Below are 17,697 nucleotides of genomic sequence, written 5' to 3'. Positions count from 1 at the left end.
TCAGGCCCCCCACCTCTACCAGGAGACGGGCAGGGCCTTGCCCTCCTCGTAGCCGGCCGCCGACTGGATCCCGACCAGCGAACGGGTGTGGAACTCCGCGACCGAGGTCGCGCCTGCATAAGTGAACGAGCTGCGCACGCCGGAGGTGATCATGTCCAGCAGGTCCTCGACGGACGGCCGTAGCGGGTCCAGGTAGATCTTCGAGCTGGAGATCCCCTCGGCAAAAAGCGTCTTGCGGGCCAGCTCGTAGGCGTCGAGGCGGTCGAACCGCTGGCGCACAGCCCTGGTGGAGGCCATCCCCCAGCTCTCCTTGTAAATGCCGCCGGCGGCGTCCCGGTCGAGCAGGCCGGGTGCCTCGATCGTGCCGGCGAACCAGGATCCGATCATGACGGATGCCGCGCCGGCGGCGAGCGCGAGCGCCACGTCGCGCGGGTAGCGCACCCCGCCGTCGGCCCAGACGTGCGCTCCGAGTTCCCGGGCGGCGGCGGCGGTCTCGAGCACGGCCGAGAACTGGGGGCGGCCGACCGCCGTCATCATGCGCGTGGTGCACATGGCGCCGGGGCCGACGCCGACCTTCACGATGGTGGCGCCGGCGCCGACGAGGTCACCCACGGCATCCGCGGTCACGACGTTGCCGGCCACGATGGGGATGCCGAGGCCCAGGTCGGCGACGATCTCGATCGCCCGCGCCATGCCGCCCTGGTGGCCGTGCGCGGTGTCGATCACGAGAACGTCGACCCCCGCGGCGACGAGCGCCCGGGCCTTGGCCGCGATGTCGCCGTTGATGCCGACCGCCGCGGCCACGCGCAGTCGGCCCTGCGCGTCCAGCGCGGGCTGATACAGGGTGGAGCGAAGCGCGCTCTTGCGGCTGAGGGTGCCGATCACCCGGCCGTGGTGCTGCACGGTGGCGAAGTCGAGCTCGGCCGCGGTCATCACGTCGAACGCGCGGCGCGGGCCTTCGATATCGTCGGCGTCGAGGGAGGTCATCGTGCCGTGCAGGAGGTCTCCGAGGAGCGCGTCGGGCAGCGCCGTCGCCAGCCGGGACGCGTCGATGGCACCCAGGTAGTCGCCGTTCTGGTCGTTGATGACCAATCCCTGGCCGGCCACAGCCGGCACCCGCCGCAGGGCGAGCGCCACGGTGTCCCCCGGGGCGAAGTTGAAGGGGGTGTCGAAGCGGGTGGATTGGGCCTTGACCCAGCGGATCGCGGCGTCGAGATCCTGCAGGTGCATGTCCTGCGGCAGCACGCCGAGCCCGCCGCGGCGAGCGAGCGCGGCCGCCAGGCGCGGCCCGGTGACCGAGTTCATGTTCGCCGAGACGATGGGGATGGTGGCGCCGCTGCCGTCGCCCGGGGCGAGGGAGACATCGAGACGGCTGCTCACATCCGATTGACTCGGCACAAGGAAGACGTCGGAATACGTGAGGTCGTGGCTGGGTACCGCTCCATAGAACTGCATGGAAATAACGCTAGCGCCCCGCGCGGATGCCCGCAGCCAGGCCCGAGGGGATTAGGCTGGACGGGCAGACCGCGCCGGGCGTGCACGACCGCTCGGGACATTCAAAATCAACGTAGAGAGTGGGAACCGGCTGTGTCAAGCCAGTTGACCGGTAGTGGGTCCGACGAGACGACGTCGGGTGAATTCGGAGCGAACGAGTGGCTCGTCGACGAACTGTACGATCGGTACCTCGTCGACAAGAAGCTGGTGGACGAGTCCTGGTGGCCCGTCCTCGAGAGCTACCACCGGACCGCGAACGGCCGCAGCGACGGTTCAGAGGCTCCCGCGAGCAGCGCACCCGCAGGCGACGCGCCCGCCGTGATCGCTCCCGACGTGACCACACCCGCGGCAAGCGCCCCCGCAACCCCGGCCGCCTCAGCGGCGGAGCCGGCCCCGATCACGGCACCCATCCCCGTCGTCGGCGGGCAGCGCACCGCGCGCACGACGTCCAGCGCGCCCAAGCGGGTCCCCGTGCCGGCCGACATTCCGATCACGAACTCGCAGCCGACCGCCGCCGAGGCCACCGAGGTCGACGTCGTCACCCCGCTCCGCGGCATGTCCAAGAGCCTCGCGGCGAACATGGCGGCCAGCCTGACCGTGCCCACGGCCACCAGCGTGCGCACCATCCCGGCGAAGCTCCTCATCGACAACCGCATCGTGATGAACAACCACATGAAGCGCTCGCGCGGCGGCAAGGTGTCGTTCACGCACCTGATCGGTTGGGCGCTGATCCAGGCGCTGAAGATGTTCCCCAGCCAGAACGTCTACTACAACGAGATCGACGGCAAGCCCTCGGTCATCGCCCCCGCGCACGTCGGCCTCGGCATCGCGATCGACCTGCCCAAGCCCGATGGCACCCGCTCCCTGATGGTCCCGGCCATCAAGCGCGCGGACACGATGACCTTCGGTGAGTACCTCTCCTCCTACGAAGACCTCGTCACCCGGGCTCGCAAGGGCAAGCTGACGGCGGATGACTTCTCCGGCGCCACGGTCTCCCTCACCAACCCCGGCGGCATCGGCACGGTGCACTCCGTGCCGCGCCTGATGAAGGGCCAGGGCTGCATCATCGGCGCCGGCGCCCTCGACTACCCGGCCGAGTTCCAGGGTTCCAGCGGCAAGACCCTGACCGGCCTCGCCATCTCTAAGACCATCACGCTGACCAGCACCTACGACCACCGGGTCATCCAGGGTGCCGGCTCGGGCGAATTCCTCAAGATCGTGCACGAGCTCCTGATCGGGCAGCACAACTTCTACGAGGACATCTTCTCGGCCCTGCGCATCCCGTACGACCCGATCCACTGGGCGCCCGACATCAGCGTCGACCTGGCGAGCGCCGTCGACAAGACCGCCCGCGTGCAGGAGCTCATCAACGCGTTCCGCGTGCGCGGCCACCTGATGGCCGACATCGACCCGCTCGAATACACGCAGCGCTCCCACCCCGACCTGGAAATCTCGAACCACGGGCTGACCTTCTGGGATCTGGACCGCGAGTTCGTCACCGGCGGGTTCGGCAGCAAACGCCTGATGCTCCTGCGCGACATCCTCGGCGTGCTGCGCGACTCCTACTGCCGCACGACCGGCATCGAGTACATGCACATCCAGGACCCTGCCCAGCGCAAGTGGATGCAGGAAAAGATGGAGAAGAGCTACGTCAAGCCCACGCATGACGAGCAGATGCGCATCCTCGGCAAGCTCAACGAGGCGGAGGCCTTCGAGACCTTCCTGCAGACCAAGTACGTCGGCCAGAAGCGGTTCAGCCTCGAGGGCGGCGAGTCCACCATCGCGCTGCTCGACTCGATCCTGCAGGGTGCCGCGGATGCCGGCCTCGACGAGGTCTGCATCGGCATGGCCCACCGCGGGCGCCTGAACGTGCTCACCAACATCGCAGGCAAAACCTACGGTCAGATCTTCCGCGAGTTCGAGGGCACGCAGGATCCCCGCACCGTGCAGGGCTCCGGCGACGTCAAGTACCACCTGGGCACCGAGGGCACCTTCCGTGCCACCAACGGCACGGAGATGCCGGTCTACCTGGCCGCGAACCCGTCCCACCTCGAGGCCGTCGATGGCGTCCTCGAGGGCATCGTGCGCGCCAAGCAGGACCGCAAGCCGATCGGCACCTTCTCCACCCTCCCCGTCCTCGTGCACGGCGACGCGGCCATGGCCGGCCAGGGCATCGTCCTGGAGACGCTCCAGATGTCCCAACTGCGCGGGTTCCGCACCGGCGGCACCATCCATCTGGTCGTCAACAACCAGGTCGGCTTCACCACACTGCCCGGTGACGGACGCACCTCGGTGTACTCGACGGATGTCGCCAAGACCATCCAGGCGCCCATCTTCCACGTCAACGGGGACGACCCCGAGGCCGTGGTGCGGGTCGCGGAGCTCGCCTTCGCCTACCGTCAGGAATTCAAGCGGGACGTCGTCATCGACCTCGTCTGCTACCGCCGCCGCGGGCACAACGAGGGCGACGACCCCTCGATGACCCAGCCGTTGATGTACAACCTGATCGAGGCCAAGCGCTCCGTCCGGAAGCTTTTCACCGAGGCTCTCGTCGGTCGCGGCGACATCACGCAGGAGGAATACGAGGCCTCGCACGCGGATTTCCAGGACCGCCTCGAGCGCGCGTTCATGGAGACGCACGCGGCGCAGTCCTCGTCGATCCCGATCGTCAGCACGGCCGGTGCCGCGCCGCAGGGAATCGGTGCCGAGAAGCACGGTACCGACAAGCACGACGACGCGGTCGGGGAACCGTCCACCACCGGGGTGCCCGAAGCGGTCGTACACCTGATCGGCGACGCCTTCCTGAACAAGCCCGCCGGCTTCACCGTGCACAATAAGCTGCAGCAGCTGATGCAGAAGCGCAACGACATGAGTCGCAACGGCAAAATCGACTGGAGCTTCGGCGAACTCCTCGCCCTCGGCTCCCTGCTGCTCGAGCGCACCCCGGTGCGCTTCGCCGGCCAGGATGCCCGCCGCGGCACGTTCGTGCAGCGTCACGCGGTGCTGCACGACCGCATCAACGGCCAGGAATGGCTGCCCTTGGCGAACCTCAGCGAAGACCAGGCCCGGTTCTGGATCTACGACTCGCTGCTCAGCGAATACGCGGCCATGGGCTTCGAGTACGGCTACTCGGTGGAACGCGCCGACGCCCTGGTGCTCTGGGAGGCGCAGTTCGGCGACTTCGCCAACGGTGCCCAGACGGTCATCGACGAGTTCGTCTCCTCCGCCGAGCAGAAGTGGGGCCAGCGGTCATCCGTTGTGCTGCTGCTGCCGCACGGCTACGAGGGCCAGGGGCCGGACCACTCGTCCGCCCGGATCGAGCGCTACCTGCAGCTGTGCGCGGAAGACAACATGACCGTCGCTCGCCCGTCGACGCCCGCGTCGTACTTCCACCTGCTGCGCCGTCAGGCCTACATGCGCCCGCGGCGCCCGCTGATCGTCTTCACTCCGAAGTCGATGCTGCGCCTGCGCGGCGCGACCAGCGAGGTGGCCGACTTCACCACCGGCCGGTTCGAACCGGTCATCGACGACGCCCGGATCACCGACAAGCCGCGCGTCAAGCGGGTGCTGTTCCTGGCTGGCAAGCTCTACTACGACCTGCTCGCCGAACTCGACAAGAACCCGAACCCGGAGATCGCGCTGGTTCGCCTGGAGCAGTTCTACCCGCTGCCCGCCGTCGAACTCAAGCAGGTCGCCGACCAGTACCCCGACGCTGAACTCGCCTGGGTGCAGGACGAGCCGGAGAACCAGGGTGCCTGGCCGTTCTTCTACCTCGAGACGAACAAGCTGGGCCCGCGCCCGGTGACCCTGTTCTCCCGGGCGGCGTCGGCGTCGCCGGCGGCGGGCTCGGCGAAGCGTCACGCGGTCGAGCAGGCCGAACTACTACGCCAGGCGCTTACCCTGTAACCTGCGCCGACCGGCAGAACCGTTCGACAGAATGGGCCGCACCGGACGCTACGGCCCAGTCCTCGACGGGTGAGTCCTGATCGACGGGCTGTGTCACCCCCGCAAGATCAGAGGCGACGACCGCGTAGCGCTGGTCATGACCCGGCGTCGAATCAATTCGACGGAGATTTTCTTCCAAAACAGCATTTCCGGATGTTTTGGGTCGGTTTTGGGCGGAATCTCCGTCGAATTCGTTCGGGACAGCGCTACTGCACGGCTTCGGACTCGAAAGACACGGCGGTCCACACTTCATCCAGCGTCACGGTTCCCTGATCGCCCGGCGTCGGCACCGGAAACAACCGTCTCGGAACCGCGAACCCCTATCGCCCCTCGGCTATCAGGACTCACTCATCTAGGCTGGCCGCACCGCCCGCCGACGCATCGGCCACCGACAAGGAGATCCGCCATGCCCGCACCGCACGCGAACCGAACCGGCCAGCCCTGCTGGGCCGACCTGATGACCTCCGACCTGCCGCGCGCCCGGGAGTTCTACACCCGGCTGTTCGGCTGGACGGCCAGCGATTCCGGTTCGGAGTACGGCAACTACGTCACCTTCCGGAAGGGCGACGCGGACGTCGCCGGCATGAGCTCACAGGAGCCGGGTTCCCAACTGCCCGACGCGTGGACCACCTACCTGTCGGTGACGGATGCCGACGCCGCCGTCGCCGTCGCCCGCGCAGCCGGCGCAGACGTGCTGGCCGAGCCGATGACGGTGGGAACCATGGGCCGCATGGCCATCCTCATGGACCCGACGGGTGCGCCCTTCGGGGTGTGGCAGGCCGACGAGTTCACCGGCTTCGACGTCTTCGGCGAGGCGGGCTCACCAGTCTGGCACGAGCTGAACACCCGGTCCTATTCCGCCGCCCTCGATTTCTACACCGAGGTGTTCGGCTGGAAACCGGTCGTCCTGAGCGACACGGAGGACTTCCGCTACAGCACGATCGGGGTGGAGGGTGAGATGGTGACGGGCGTCTTCGACGCCGCGGAACACCTGCCCGACAGCGTGCCCTCGCACTGGCAGCTCTATCTCGGGGTGCCTGACGTGCACGCGGCCGTCACGACCGTGACAGAGCTCGGCGGCACGGTCGTCCGTGAGCCGTGGACGGCGGAGTTCGGCACCTTCGCGCTGGTCACCGACCCGACCGGGGCCCTGTTCGTGCTCGGCTCGGTCGACGAGCCGCTCCCCGAGGAGAAGAACATCGACGACGCCGGTGAGGAGGACGCCGACCTGCCGATCGGCTAGTGGGCGGACTGGATGGTGCGCAGCTTCAGCAACACCTGGTCGCGCAGGTCTTCGGGGGCCATTTCACGGCATGCGCGCTGCACGGCCTCGGTCAGGGTGCGCCCGACCAGGTGCTCGTCGCTGCAGTCGCTGCAGTGGGCGAGGTGCTCCTGAATGTCAGACGCGTCTTCGCCGCACAGTTCGTTGTGCAGGTATTCCTCGAGTTCGGCCTTGGCCTTCTCGCAGCCACAATCGGTCATGCTGGTGTGCTCCCGGTTCGAGTCTGGCCCGCCGCTGTTCCCAGGCCGCGCTCAAGGGCGTAACCGGCCAACAGGTCGCGCAGGAGGCGCCGGCCACGATGCAGGCGACTCATCACGGTGCCAATGGGTGTTTTCATGATTTCGGCGATCTCCTGGTAGGAGAACCCCTCCACGTCGGCGAAGTAGACAGCCAGCCGGAAGTCCTCCGGGATGGACTGCAACGCGTCCTTGACGGCGCTGTCCGGCAGGTGGTCGATGGCCTCGGCCTCCGCCGAACGATTCGCCATCGCCGTGCGGGACTCCGCGCCGCCGAGCTGCCAGTCCTCGAGATCGTCGATGGTGCCCTGGAACGGCTCACGCTGCTTCTTGCGGTACGTGTTGATGAAGGTGTTGGTCAGGATGCGGTACAGCCAGGCCTTGAGATTGGTGCCCTGCTCGAACTGTTTGAACGCAGCGAACGCTTTCACGAACGTTTCCTGAACCAGATCCTGGGCGTCGGAGGGGTTGCGCGTCATGCGCATGGCCGCGGCGTACAGCTGGTCGACAAAGGGCAGTGCCTGCTCTTCGAACAGGTCTCGCATTTCGATCGCATCGGTTGTCATCACGGACAATCCTAAGCCGTCGCGTGAAACGACCGCGGGTCGCTCCAGCACCATGGACAGCGTCACCCGGGCCTCCCTCTCTCTTTCATCACCGACTATTCTGATAACCGATGTTGATCTCGAGATATTCCAAGCCTGAGTTCGATCCCTACGGCGACACGTCGCCCGAGGTGACGGATGCCCACTGGCCCGCTCCGACGGCCGCCGGCCCGCTCTCAGCGTCCGTGTCCCTGCCGGGGTCGAAGTCGCTGACCAACCGGGAGCTGGTGCTCAGCGCCCTCGCCGCGCATCCGTCGCTGTTGCGTGCCCCGCTGCACTCGCGGGACAGCGACTTGATGGTCGCGGCGCTGCGTCAACTGGGCACCGTCATCGAGGAGGTCCCCGGCGCCGGGGAGTTCGGTTCCGACCTGAGGATCACCCCCGGGGAGCTGCTCGGGTCGACGACCGTCGACTGCGGTCTCGCCGGCACCGTGATGCGTTTCCTGCCGCCGGTCGCGACGCTCGGCCTCGGGCCGACCACCTTCGACGGGGACGCCGGCGCACGCCGCCGCCCGATGGGCACCACCATCTCGTCCCTGCGGGCCCTCGGCGCCGACATCAACGACGACGGTCGCGGCGCCCTGCCCTTCACCGTGCACGGCACCGGCACGCTAGTCGGCGGGGAGATCACCATCGACGCGTCCACGTCGAGCCAGTTCGTCTCCGGCCTGCTGCTCGCCGCGCCGCGCTTCGGGCAGGGCCTGCACCTGCGCCATTCCGGCGAGCGCCTGCCCAGCCTGCCGCACATCGAGATGACCATCGCCACGCTGGCCCGGCGCGGCGTCACGGTGCACAGCCCGGCCGTCGGCGAGTGGATCGTGGCTCCCGGCCCGATCCAGGGCGCCGAGGTCGACATCGAACCCGATCTCTCGAACGCGGCGCCGTTCCTCGCCGCGGCCCTCGTGGCCGGGGGCAGCGTCACCATCTCCGGCTGGCCCGAGACCACCACCCAGGTCGGCGCCGACCTGGCCGACCTGCTGCCGCGCTTCGGCGCCGAGGTGTCTCGGGAGGGCGACCGGCTGACGGTCTCTGGGACCGGCCGCATCCGGGGCGTGGAGCTCGACCTGTCGACCGGCGGAGAGCTCGCGCCCACGCTCGTGGCCCTGGCCGCCCTGGCCGAGTCCCCGAGCACGATCACCGGGATCGGGCACATCCGGCACCACGAAACCGACCGGCTGGCGGCCCTCGCCGCGGAGATCAACGGGCTTGGCGGCGCCGTCACCGAGCTGCCCGACGGGTTGCAGATCGACCCGCGCCCGCTGCACGGCGGGCCGTGGAACACCTACGACGACCACCGGATGGCAACCGCGGGCGCGCTGATCGGGCTTCGCGTTCCCGGACTGCTGATCGAAAACATCGGCACGACCTCGAAAACCCTCCCCCAGTTCACCGACCTCTGGTCGGCGCTCGTTTCCGGAGTCCCGTCGTGACGTGGTGGGCGAGTGCCGACGACGATGAGCCCGAGTTCGACGAGTCGAGCGTGCGTGTGCGCCCCAACCGCAAGGGCAGCAAGCCGCGCACCAAGACCCGCCCCGACCACGAGAACGCGCTGACCGGGCGCATCCTCTCGGTCGACCGAGGCCGGTACACCGTCATGCTCGACGAGAACCTGCCTGCCGAGCGCCGGGTGACCGCCGCCCGGGCGAGCGAACTGCGAAAGCAGGCCGTCGTCACCGGCGACCGCGTCGACATCGTCGGCGACACGACCGGAGCACCGGGCAGCCTGTCCCGAATCGTGCGGATCGTGCCGCGCACGACGCTGCTGCGCCGCAGCGCAGACGACACCGACGCCGTGGAGCGAGTGATCGTCGCCAACGCCGACCAGATGCTGATCGTGGTGGCCGTTGCCAACCCGGAGCCGCGCATCCGTCTCGTCGATCGCTACCTCGTCGCCGCCTACGACGCGGGCGTGAATCCCATTCTCTGCATCACCAAGACCGACCTGGCCGACCCCACCGCCTTCCTCCGCAACTTCGCCGGCCTCGACCTGCCCGTCTTCGAGAGCCGCGACGACGCCATGCCGCTGGCGGAGATCTCCGCCGCCCTGGTCGGCCACGACACGGTCTTCGTCGGTCACTCCGGCGTCGGCAAGTCCACCCTCGTCAACGCCCTGGTGCCGAGCGCCCACCGCGCCGTCGGAGTCGTCAACACGGTGACCGGCCGCGGCCGGCACACGTCTTCGTCGACCATCTCGCTGCGACTGCAAACGGATGCCGGCCGGGGCTGGGTCATCGACACCCCCGGCGTGCGCTCCTTCGGTCTCGGCCACATCAACACCGACAACATCCTCAAGGCCTTCACCGACCTGGCCCTGATCTCCCAAAAGTGCCCGCGCGGCTGCACCCACCTGCCGAACTCGCCCGACTGCGCGATCAATGAAGCCGTTAGCGCCGGCAAGCTCGGCGAGACCGGCAAGGTGCGCCTGGACTCGCTGCAGCGCTTGCTCGCCACCTTCGCCGCCGCCCCCACCCACTAGCCCCCTGTCACCCACCACCCCCGAGCCAGCAGCCCCTGCACTGAACGAATTCGACGGAGATTTTGCTCTAGAGAGCGTTGCAGGGCCAAAAAACGGGTGCTTGACCCCAAATCTCCGTCGAATTCGTCAGGGATGGGCGAAAAATGGGTACAGGCGGGACCAGTAGCGTGGGGGGATGACCGATTCCACGCGGCTCGCGACCGGCGACCAAGCCCCTCTGTTCACCCTGTCCGACCAGGACGGGAACGCCGTGTCGCTGGCCGATTTCGCCGGCTCGAAGGTCGTCGTGTACTTCTACCCGGCGGCGATGACGCCCGGCTGCACGAAGCAGGCCTGCGACTTCCGCGACAACCTCAGCTCACTGGCATCGGCCGGCTACCAGGTGCTCGGCGTGTCGAAGGATGCCCCGGTCAAGCTGAAGAAGTTCCAGGAGACCGAGCAGCTCACGTTCGCGCTCCTCAGCGACACCGACCTCGCGGTGCACACGGGCTACGGCGCCTGGGGCGAGAAGAACCTCTACGGCAAGACCGTCACGGGCGTGCTGCGTTCCACCGTCGTGATCGACGAGACCGGCATGGTCGAGCTAGCCCTCTACAACGTGAAGGCCACCGGCCATGTCGCGAGCCTGCGCAAGAAGCTCGGCCTGCCGGCCTGACCAAACGGATGCCGCCACGCGGCCGACACAGTCCCTGCACGGTCCCTGCGCTGCCCTCACCGGCCGCAGGTGGCCCATACCGGCCCCCGGAGCGCTCGAACGCGCGTCGGGTCCACCCCGCCGCTGCCGCCGCCGGTGCGGCCCTGCTGCGCCGCTGCTGCGCCACTACTGCGGCAAGTCGTCCTCGGAGCGCGCTGACGTCGTTTCTGCGATTACGCGCCGCTGGAACAGCAGCACGAGGACCATGACCGACGGCAGAAGAAGCGCCCAGCCGAGGTCGGGCCGTGCGTAGAGCCCCTGGAAGGAGCCGATGGCGACGGCGATCTGCACCAGCTGCCAGGTGACGGCCGCGCCCCGGATCCAGGACCGGCGCCGCAGGGAGTTGACCGCGATGGCGGTCACCCAGGACGCGGCGATCAGCACGAGCACCAGGATGGCGAGGGCCGTGGCCAAGGAGGTCGGCGTCGCGATCAGCAACTCGAGAATAAGCCACGCGACCGCGACCCAGAGGAGGGCGGCCTCCGCGCAGAGGATCGCGGCGAGGAGCAGCACGGCCCGTGGCCGACGCACCCGGCCGGCCTGGTTCTCGTCGTCGCCGCTGTGGTCTGACCGTGCATTCACAGAGATATCCCATTCAAAACTATTGATTTGACTCCACCATTATGCGATCATTTTTGAGGCCCGGTTGACGCTCACAGGGACGTGAGTCGATCTGAACGAGTAGATCCATTACCCTTCCTGCAATCGGCAGCCTCTCATCTTCGGCCAATCGGCCAGGCATCCCTGCAATAAAGGAGCACCCCTATGGACTGGCGCGACAAAGCTGCCTGCCTCACCGCCGACCCGGAACTCTTCTTTCCGGTCGGTAATACTGGCCCCGCTGTGGACCAGATCGAGAAGGCCAAGTCGGTCTGCGCCCGTTGCAACGTCACCGAGGTGTGTCTGCAGTACGCCCTCGAAACCGGTCAAGACTCCGGCGTCTGGGGTGGACTGAGCGAAGACGAGCGTCGCGCGCTCAAGCGACGCGCGGCCCGGGCCCGGCGCGCGTCCTAGCACCCCCCCGCACCACAGGATTACAGAGAAAGGCCCGGCTGAACAGCCGGGCCTTTCTTCGTTGCGCGCGACGCGCTCGGCACCCGAGGCGACACACTGAGGGGACACCCCGAGGCGACACCCGCGGCGCCACCCCGCGCCCGGCGCTACGCTTCGCGCATGTACCGCAGCGGGATCTCGATGGTCACTTCGGTGCCGCTGCCCATCATGGTGTGCCAGTCGATACTGCCGCTGAGCTCTCCCTGGATCAGGGTGCGCACGATCTGGGTTCCGAGTCCCGACCCGACCTTGCCCTCCGGCAGGCCCGTGCCGTTGTCCCGGACCCGCACGGTGAGAGTCTCCTCGTTACGCTCGGCCTCGATCGACACCTCCCCCTCGCGTCCGGCCAGCCCGTGCTCGACGGCGTTCGTCACGAGCTCTGTCAGCGCGAGGGCGAGCGGCGTCGCGTAGGCGCTGGGCAGGATACCGAAACTGCCGGACGACTTCGGATGCGCCGTCGTGTTGTGCGCGGACGCCACCTCCATGATCAGCAGCAACACCCGGTCGAACACCACGTCGAAGTCGACCTTCTGGCTGAGGCCCTCGGACAGTGTGTCGTGCACGACGGCGATGGCGGCCACGCGGCGCATCGCTTGGTTGAGCGCTTCCCTGGCCGTGTCGGAATGCGTGCGGCGCGCCTGGATCCGCAGGAGCGAGGCCACCGTCTGCAGGTTGTTCTTGACCCGGTGGTGAATCTCCCGGATGGTGGCATCCTTCGTGATCAGCTCACGTTCCTGGTGCCGCAGCTCGGTGACGTCCCGGCAGAGAACCATGGCTCCGATCCGTTCGCCCCGGTTGCGGATCGGGATGGCACGCAGCGAGACCGTCACGCCGCGGGCCTCCACGTCGGTGCGCCATGGCGCCCGGCCGGTGACCACGAGCGGCAGGGTCTCGTCGACAACCGCCGTTCCAGTGAGCAGGCTAGTGGTCACCTCGGCGAGGGACTCGCCCTCCAGCTCGTCGGCGAACCCCATCCGGTTGAAGGCGGAGAGGGCATTCGGGCTCGCGAACGTGGTCACGCCGTCGACGTCGAGACGGATGAGTCCGTCCGAGGCGCGCGGGGCGCCGCGCCTCGGGCCGGTGGGGGCGCCCAGATCGGGAAAATCGCCGGACGCGATCATGGCGAAGAGGTCATTGGCGCAGTCGTTGAAGGTCAGCTCCTGCCGGCTCGGCGTGCGCGCCTCACTCAGGTTGGTGTGCCGGGTGAGCACCGCCACCGGCGTGTCCGAGATCTGGGAACCCGTGGAACTGAGCCGCCGCCGCACCGGGATCGCGCGCACCCGGGTCGGGGTCTCCTCGTACCAGTCGGGGGCCGTGGTGTCGACGATCTTCGCCGTTTCGAAAGCCTCGGTGACCTGCTGTCGCCACTCGACCTTGATGCTCTGCCCGACGAAGTCACGATAGAAGAGGGTGGCGGCGCTCGACGGCCTGGCGTGGGCGACGGCCACGAAGCTCCCGGTGCTGCTGGGCACCCACACGACGATGTCCGCGAAGGCGAGATCGGCCAGGAGCTGGCCATCCGCGACAAGCATATGGAGCCAGTCCACATCCTCCGGCCTGCTGCGGCCCTGGGCAAGTACGAGATTACTGAGCGTCGACACAGCAATAGCCTAGGTCCCCCGGACACGTGCCACCGCCGTCGTGGTGCCGTCTCGTAGTTTGGGCCATGCTGAACAGATGAGCACAGCAAATGGAAAGCCCGATCGGACCCTGGTTGTCCTACTGTCCGTGATCGGAGCGCTGGTGGTCATCGCCCTCATCGTCGTCTTCACCGGCGGCGAACCCGAACAGCTTGACGCCGACACCCCGGAAGGCCTCGTCCAGGACTATTCCGCGGCCGTCATCGACGGCGACGAGCAGGCCGCTGGCGCGTACCTCACCGAGGACGCGTTCGATGGCTGCGAGGACTTCGACCGGGGCCCCACCGACAACATGCGGGTCACTCTCGTGTCGACCACCGAGCGGGCCGAGTCCGCCGACGTGAAGGTGTCCATCGTCACCTCCTACGGCAGCGGCCCCTTCGGAGCCGACGAGTACGAGACCCAGGGCGTCTTCGACCTGGTGGCCGTCGACGGCACGTGGTTGATCGATGACGCCCCCTACGAACTCAACATCTGCCCGAATCCGAAAGCCGGTTCCTGATGGTCAGCGTGGTGCTGTTGGTTGCCGTCCTGGTGATCGGCGGCGGTATCGCCGGCATCGTGATCGCGGTGCGCAAATCGACGCCGTCCGGGGAGAGCGCGGCCCAGCCCACGGTACGCCGGGTGATCGTATACATTCTGCTCTTCGCCCTGGTCGTGATTGCCGCCATCGGAGTGAGCGGACTGCTCGGGCGCCTCCTCGACGCCGGCAACGCACTTGCCTCCAGCGACATCACCGGGCTCGCCCGCTCGCTCGCGTTCACCCTAATCGCCGGCCCGTTCGCAGCCGTACTCTGGTGGGTGCTGTGGCGCCGAATGGACGGCGCGGAACGATCATCCGTCGCCTGGGGGCTCTACCTGGCCGGCCTGAATACGGTCTCCCTTGTCACGTTCAGCACCGCCCTGCTGACCACGGCGGCCGTGCTCGTGCGCGGGGACTGGCAACCGCGCCTCTTCGCCACCGGAGTGGTCTGGACCGGCGTGTGGGTCTGGCACCTGTGGATGTCCCGGCACGAGGAGAAGAGCCCCACCCAGCTGGTCACCGTGGCCCCGATCCTCGGTTCCGTCTTCGGTCTCGTGATCGCGGTGGGCGGCGCCGTCACGGCCCTCAGCTCTCTTCTCGACGCCGCCATCGACGCCGCCGTCGACGCCGCACCGAGCCTCACCCCGGGCGAACCCTGGTGGGAGTTGACCCTCCAGGCGCTCATCTGGTTCGCCGGCGGGCTGGTCATCTGGTGGTGGCACTGGATCCGCAGCCAGGCCCGCGACCTGCGCGGCGGCCTCGCCGATCTAATGGTCGTGGCCGTCGGCGTGGCCGGGGCGGCCATCCTGACGCTGAGCGGGGTCGGAACCGTGCTGTTCCTGCTGCTCAGACTGGCCTTCGACCGCACCGACCCGGTCACCGACATCCTCGACCTTCTGGGTTTCGGCGTCTCGGTCGCCTTCATCGGCGCACTCGTCTGGAGCTACCACCGGGGCCTGACCCTGGCCCGGTCGGACACGACGAGGGTGGCGACGAAGCTTGTGACCTCCGGCGTGGGTCTCGTGGCCGCGGCCTCCGGGCTGGGCGTGGTCGTGAACGCGATCCTCGCCGCCACGACCACCCCGCTCGCCGGTTCAGGAACCCGAACCCTCCTGCTGGGCGGCATCAGCGCCCTCGTCGTCGGCGGCCCGGTGTGGTGGCTGGCCTGGCAGCCTACGACGCCGCTCTCCCCCGCGGAGGTCCGCTCCACGGGACGAAGGGTGTACCTGATCCTGGTGTTCGGCGTGAGCGCGGTCGTTGCCATCGTGACGCTTCTGGTGATCGGCTACCGGCTCTTCGAGTTCGCCCTCGGCGACTTCACCGGGGACAGCGTGATCGACCGGGTGCGGGCCTCGCTAGGGCTGCTGGTAGCCACCGGCCTCGCCGCTGGGTATCATTTCGCTGTCTGGCGACGAGACCGCTCGGTGAGTGCAGAGGCCCCGCAGCCGGCGCGCACCATCGGCCGCGTGCTCCTGGTAACGGACGCCGACCCGGAACCCCTCAGCCTCGCAATCGGCGCAGCGACCGGAGGCGCGGCCGTCTTCGTGCTGAAGCGCGCCGACGGCGCCGGTAGCTCGGCAACGGCCGAGCATCTCGCCCAGGCCCTCACCGGCGTAACCGGAAAGCGGGTGCTGGTCGTCACGGGCCCCGGCGACCGGGTAGAGGTGATCCCGCTTCAGGAATGAGCGCCGGTGCGGCCTTCCGCACCGGGGTTGGCACAAGGGTCGACGCGCAAGTCGACGCGGGGTTCGACGCGGGGTTCGACGCGGGATTCGACGCCGACGGTGTGCTCAGGTGGCCACCGCTGGCCGGCGCCATCTCGATTCCCGGCGCCGTCGCCCCGTGGCGGGCGCGGGCACCGGCAGCAGCTCAGTGCGCACGAAGCGACGGATGCTGGTGCGCGCCGGGGACTTCGGCGCGGCATCCCGCAGCGTGCGCCCGGCGACGATGGCCGCATCCGTGGACACCTGGTCCTGCGGCACCAGGATCGGCGACTCGATGCCGCCGAACCGGCGGAGCGCCGACACGACCTGCCCGTTCGCATCCAGCCCGACCGCGCCCCGGCGCACCCGGTTCATGACCACGCTGACCTGATCAGTCGTGACCACCTCGGCCAGGTCCACCCAGGCGCGCAGGAACCGGGCCATCCCGACCGGGTCGGCGAGGCCGCAGGCGACGACGTGGTCAGCCAGTCCGAGGCCCGTCAGGGTGGCCGCGTTGCGGCGCGGGGCGAACAGGTCACTGGAGATCTCCTCGTCGCTCTCAAGGCTGAACCCGGTGTCGAGCACGACGTAGTCGACCCAGATACGGAGCGCGTTGATGGTGCGCGTCACCCGCTCGGTGGAGAGCTCAGGCCAGCGGGATGGCCGCCCGATGCCGGTGAGCACCCAGAAGGCTCCCTGCGGTGAGTTGTAGCGCTGCGCGATGCGCTCAAATTCGGACCGGGTGAAGCTGTCCGAGCCGGCCAGGCGGCACGCAGCGGCGAAGCCCGGCGCCTCGTCGAGCATCCCCAGGCTCGGCGCCACCGAACCGCTGTAGGTGTCGATGTCCGCCAGGGCGACGGTATGCCCGGCAGCGGCGATCTCCGCCGCGATGTTGATCGCCAGAGTGGTGCGCCCCGGGGCGCCGACCGGCCCCCAGACGGCGATGACCGTGCCCTGCCGTTTTGTGCCGGGCAAGCCCGCCGGATCGCCGACCCGCAGCGGAATGGCGACCCCGGCGCCGATCAGCGCCTCAGTCTCGGCCCAATCGGCGGCGGCGTCGACCACGTCGAAGAGGCCGAGCCCGGCCGCATTGCGCCGGTCCTGGTCGTTGGCGGCGAGTGCGATCACCCGGGCGCCGTGGGCGTCGCAGGCGGTGATCAGCTCGGCCGTGAGCGTGCTGCGGCCGGCTCCAACGATCACCAACTCGGGCGCGCGCCTCCGCAGGGCGAGGATCACTTCGCCCGCAGTCGTCGAACGCGCCACGATCACATGGCCCTGCTCGATGATGTCGATCAGCAGACGGTCTTCGGTGTTCCGGTCGAGTGCCAGTGCGATGGTAGCCACGTTTACTTCTCCAGCGGTGCGTTGACGGGCACGACCGCGATGGCGTCGCGGTTCGCGATGGACTCCAGCACCGCCGCGACGGCTCCCTTCGGCACCAGGATCTCAAGTGTTCGGATGCCGCCGCCCGCCACGAGCCCCGTGGGCTCGACCAGACGCACGACCGCGGCCTGGTCGACGAGCACCGTCGGCGGCCCGAACGTGTTCGGGACCGTTTTGCGGGCGGACCAGACGTCGACCACGGAGCCGGGACCGATGGTCGAGGCCAGGGCGCTGGTCAGCTCAACGACCACGCTCGTGACCTCGGTGCCGGCGGTGCGCCCGACCGCGGACGCAGGCACGAGTTCCCCGGCGGCGATCGTGCGGGTGACGACCAGCCCGTCATCCGGCAGCCCGTCGGGGGTCACGTACAGGTCTCCCGTTACACCAAGCCGCACCTGCGTGGCCACGAGGTCGGATGCCTCCACTCGGTCCCCGACGGCGAGCGCCGAGCGCGCGGTGAACACCGCCGTGGACCGGTCGGCGGCGGAGACGATCAGATAGACGCCTCCGACGGCGGCGACCACGAGCGCCAGCCCGATCGCGAATCGCGGATCGAACCAGAATTTCGGTCGTGCGTTCCTGGCGGTCTTGCTCACGGGCGCCTGCCTCCCCAATACTGACTCAATTGGTGCTGACTCGATGGAGCCGAATCGATGGTGCCGA

15 protein-coding genes are annotated in these 17,697 nt (G+C 68.6%); 8 read left to right on the top strand and 7 right to left on the bottom strand.

What is annotated here, in order from left to right:
- Positions 1–15 precede the first annotated feature (15 nt).
- The gene (locus tag E3T40_RS12725; RefSeq protein WP_134543942.1) at positions 16–1,455 is read right to left on the bottom strand and encodes a GuaB1 family IMP dehydrogenase-related protein; all 1,440 of its coding nucleotides are present in this window, start codon (positions 1,453–1,455) and stop codon (positions 16–18) included.
- Positions 1,456–1,587: 132 nt separating this feature from the next.
- On the opposite strand from E3T40_RS12725, the gene E3T40_RS12720 reads away from it, so the two are divergent.
- Both E3T40_RS12720 and E3T40_RS12715 read left to right on the top strand, forming a co-directional pair.
- Positions 1,588–5,400 (top strand): multifunctional oxoglutarate decarboxylase/oxoglutarate dehydrogenase thiamine pyrophosphate-binding subunit/dihydrolipoyllysine-residue succinyltransferase subunit, encoded by a 3,813-nt coding sequence (locus E3T40_RS12720; RefSeq protein ID WP_134543939.1) that lies wholly within the window; start codon positions 1,588–1,590, stop codon positions 5,398–5,400.
- 445 nt (positions 5,401–5,845) lie between these two features.
- Positions 5,846–6,682, top strand: a complete 837-nt coding sequence (locus E3T40_RS12715; RefSeq protein WP_134543935.1) for a VOC family protein — start codon at positions 5,846–5,848, stop codon at positions 6,680–6,682.
- Here the strand turns inward: E3T40_RS12715 and E3T40_RS12710 are convergent.
- Both E3T40_RS12710 and E3T40_RS12705 read right to left on the bottom strand, forming a co-directional pair.
- A complete protein-coding gene (locus E3T40_RS12710) occupies positions 6,679–6,921 on the bottom strand; it encodes a zf-HC2 domain-containing protein (protein ID WP_104170222.1) in 243 nt (80 codons plus the stop codon). The two genes, E3T40_RS12715 and E3T40_RS12710, sit on opposite strands and share 4 nt — an antisense overlap.
- Entirely contained in the window at positions 6,918–7,523 is a 606-nt protein-coding gene (locus E3T40_RS12705) for a sigma-70 family RNA polymerase sigma factor (protein WP_233193997.1), read from the bottom strand. Before E3T40_RS12705 ends, E3T40_RS12710 begins: the two co-directional genes overlap by 4 nt.
- A 110-nt stretch (positions 7,524–7,633) precedes the next feature.
- Here E3T40_RS12705 and aroA point away from each other — a divergent pair, with 110 nt between their 5' ends.
- The 3 genes from aroA to bcp all read left to right on the top strand — a co-directional run bounded on the left by aroA (position 7,634) and on the right by bcp (position 10,693).
- The gene (aroA, locus tag E3T40_RS12700; RefSeq protein WP_134543932.1) at positions 7,634–8,992 is read left to right on the top strand and encodes a 3-phosphoshikimate 1-carboxyvinyltransferase; all 1,359 of its coding nucleotides are present in this window, start codon (positions 7,634–7,636) and stop codon (positions 8,990–8,992) included.
- The gene (rsgA, locus tag E3T40_RS12695) at positions 8,989–10,038 is read left to right on the top strand and encodes a ribosome small subunit-dependent GTPase A (RefSeq protein ID WP_104170225.1); all 1,050 of its coding nucleotides are present in this window, start codon (positions 8,989–8,991) and stop codon (positions 10,036–10,038) included. Before aroA ends, rsgA begins: the two co-directional genes overlap by 4 nt.
- Before the next feature lie 175 nt (positions 10,039–10,213).
- Entirely contained in the window at positions 10,214–10,693 is a 480-nt protein-coding gene (bcp, locus tag E3T40_RS12690) for a thioredoxin-dependent thiol peroxidase (protein WP_134543929.1), read from the top strand.
- Between the two features lie 165 nt (positions 10,694–10,858).
- Here bcp and E3T40_RS12685 read toward each other — a convergent pair whose 3' ends face one another.
- On the bottom strand, positions 10,859–11,314 hold the full coding sequence (locus tag E3T40_RS12685) for a hypothetical protein (RefSeq protein WP_233193992.1): 456 nt from the start codon (positions 11,312–11,314) through the stop codon (positions 10,859–10,861).
- Between the two features lie 183 nt (positions 11,315–11,497).
- Here E3T40_RS12685 and E3T40_RS12680 point away from each other — a divergent pair, with 183 nt between their 5' ends.
- Complete coding sequence (locus E3T40_RS12680) at positions 11,498–11,746, top strand: WhiB family transcriptional regulator (protein WP_035837005.1); 249 nt, start codon at positions 11,498–11,500, stop codon at positions 11,744–11,746.
- A 146-nt stretch (positions 11,747–11,892) separates the two neighbouring features.
- Here the strand turns inward: E3T40_RS12680 and E3T40_RS12675 are convergent, their stop codons facing one another.
- Positions 11,893–13,386 carry a sensor histidine kinase gene (locus E3T40_RS12675; RefSeq protein WP_134543926.1) on the bottom strand — a complete coding sequence of 498 codons (1,494 nt, stop codon included), beginning with the start codon at positions 13,384–13,386 and terminating at the stop codon, positions 11,893–11,895.
- Positions 13,387–13,462: 76 nt separating this feature from the next.
- On the opposite strand from E3T40_RS12675, the gene E3T40_RS12670 reads away from it, so the two are divergent.
- Positions 13,463–13,927, top strand: coding sequence for a hypothetical protein (locus tag E3T40_RS12670; protein ID WP_134543924.1), 465 nt, complete (start codon positions 13,463–13,465; stop codon positions 13,925–13,927).
- A complete protein-coding gene (locus tag E3T40_RS12665) occupies positions 13,927–15,633 on the top strand; it encodes a DUF5671 domain-containing protein (RefSeq protein ID WP_241981778.1) in 1,707 nt (568 codons plus the stop codon). The genes E3T40_RS12670 and E3T40_RS12665 overlap by 1 nt, the downstream gene beginning before the upstream one ends.
- Positions 15,634–15,738: 105 nt before the next feature.
- Here E3T40_RS12665 and E3T40_RS12660 read toward each other — a convergent pair whose 3' ends face one another.
- Positions 15,739–16,995 carry a regulator gene (locus E3T40_RS12660; RefSeq protein ID WP_174843668.1) on the bottom strand — a complete coding sequence of 419 codons (1,257 nt, stop codon included), beginning with the start codon at positions 16,993–16,995 and terminating at the stop codon, positions 15,739–15,741.
- A 2-nt stretch (positions 16,996–16,997) separates the two neighbouring features.
- Complete coding sequence (locus tag E3T40_RS12655) at positions 16,998–17,630, bottom strand: hypothetical protein (RefSeq protein ID WP_134543921.1); 633 nt, start codon at positions 17,628–17,630, stop codon at positions 16,998–17,000.
- Between the last annotated feature and the right edge of the window lie 67 nt (positions 17,631–17,697).

This window comes from Cryobacterium sp. TMT1-19, assembly GCF_004403055.1.
Lineage (GTDB): Bacteria > Actinomycetota > Actinomycetes > Actinomycetales > Microbacteriaceae > Cryobacterium > Cryobacterium sandaracinum.
This window is presented reverse-complemented; position numbering and strand designations above follow the sequence as displayed.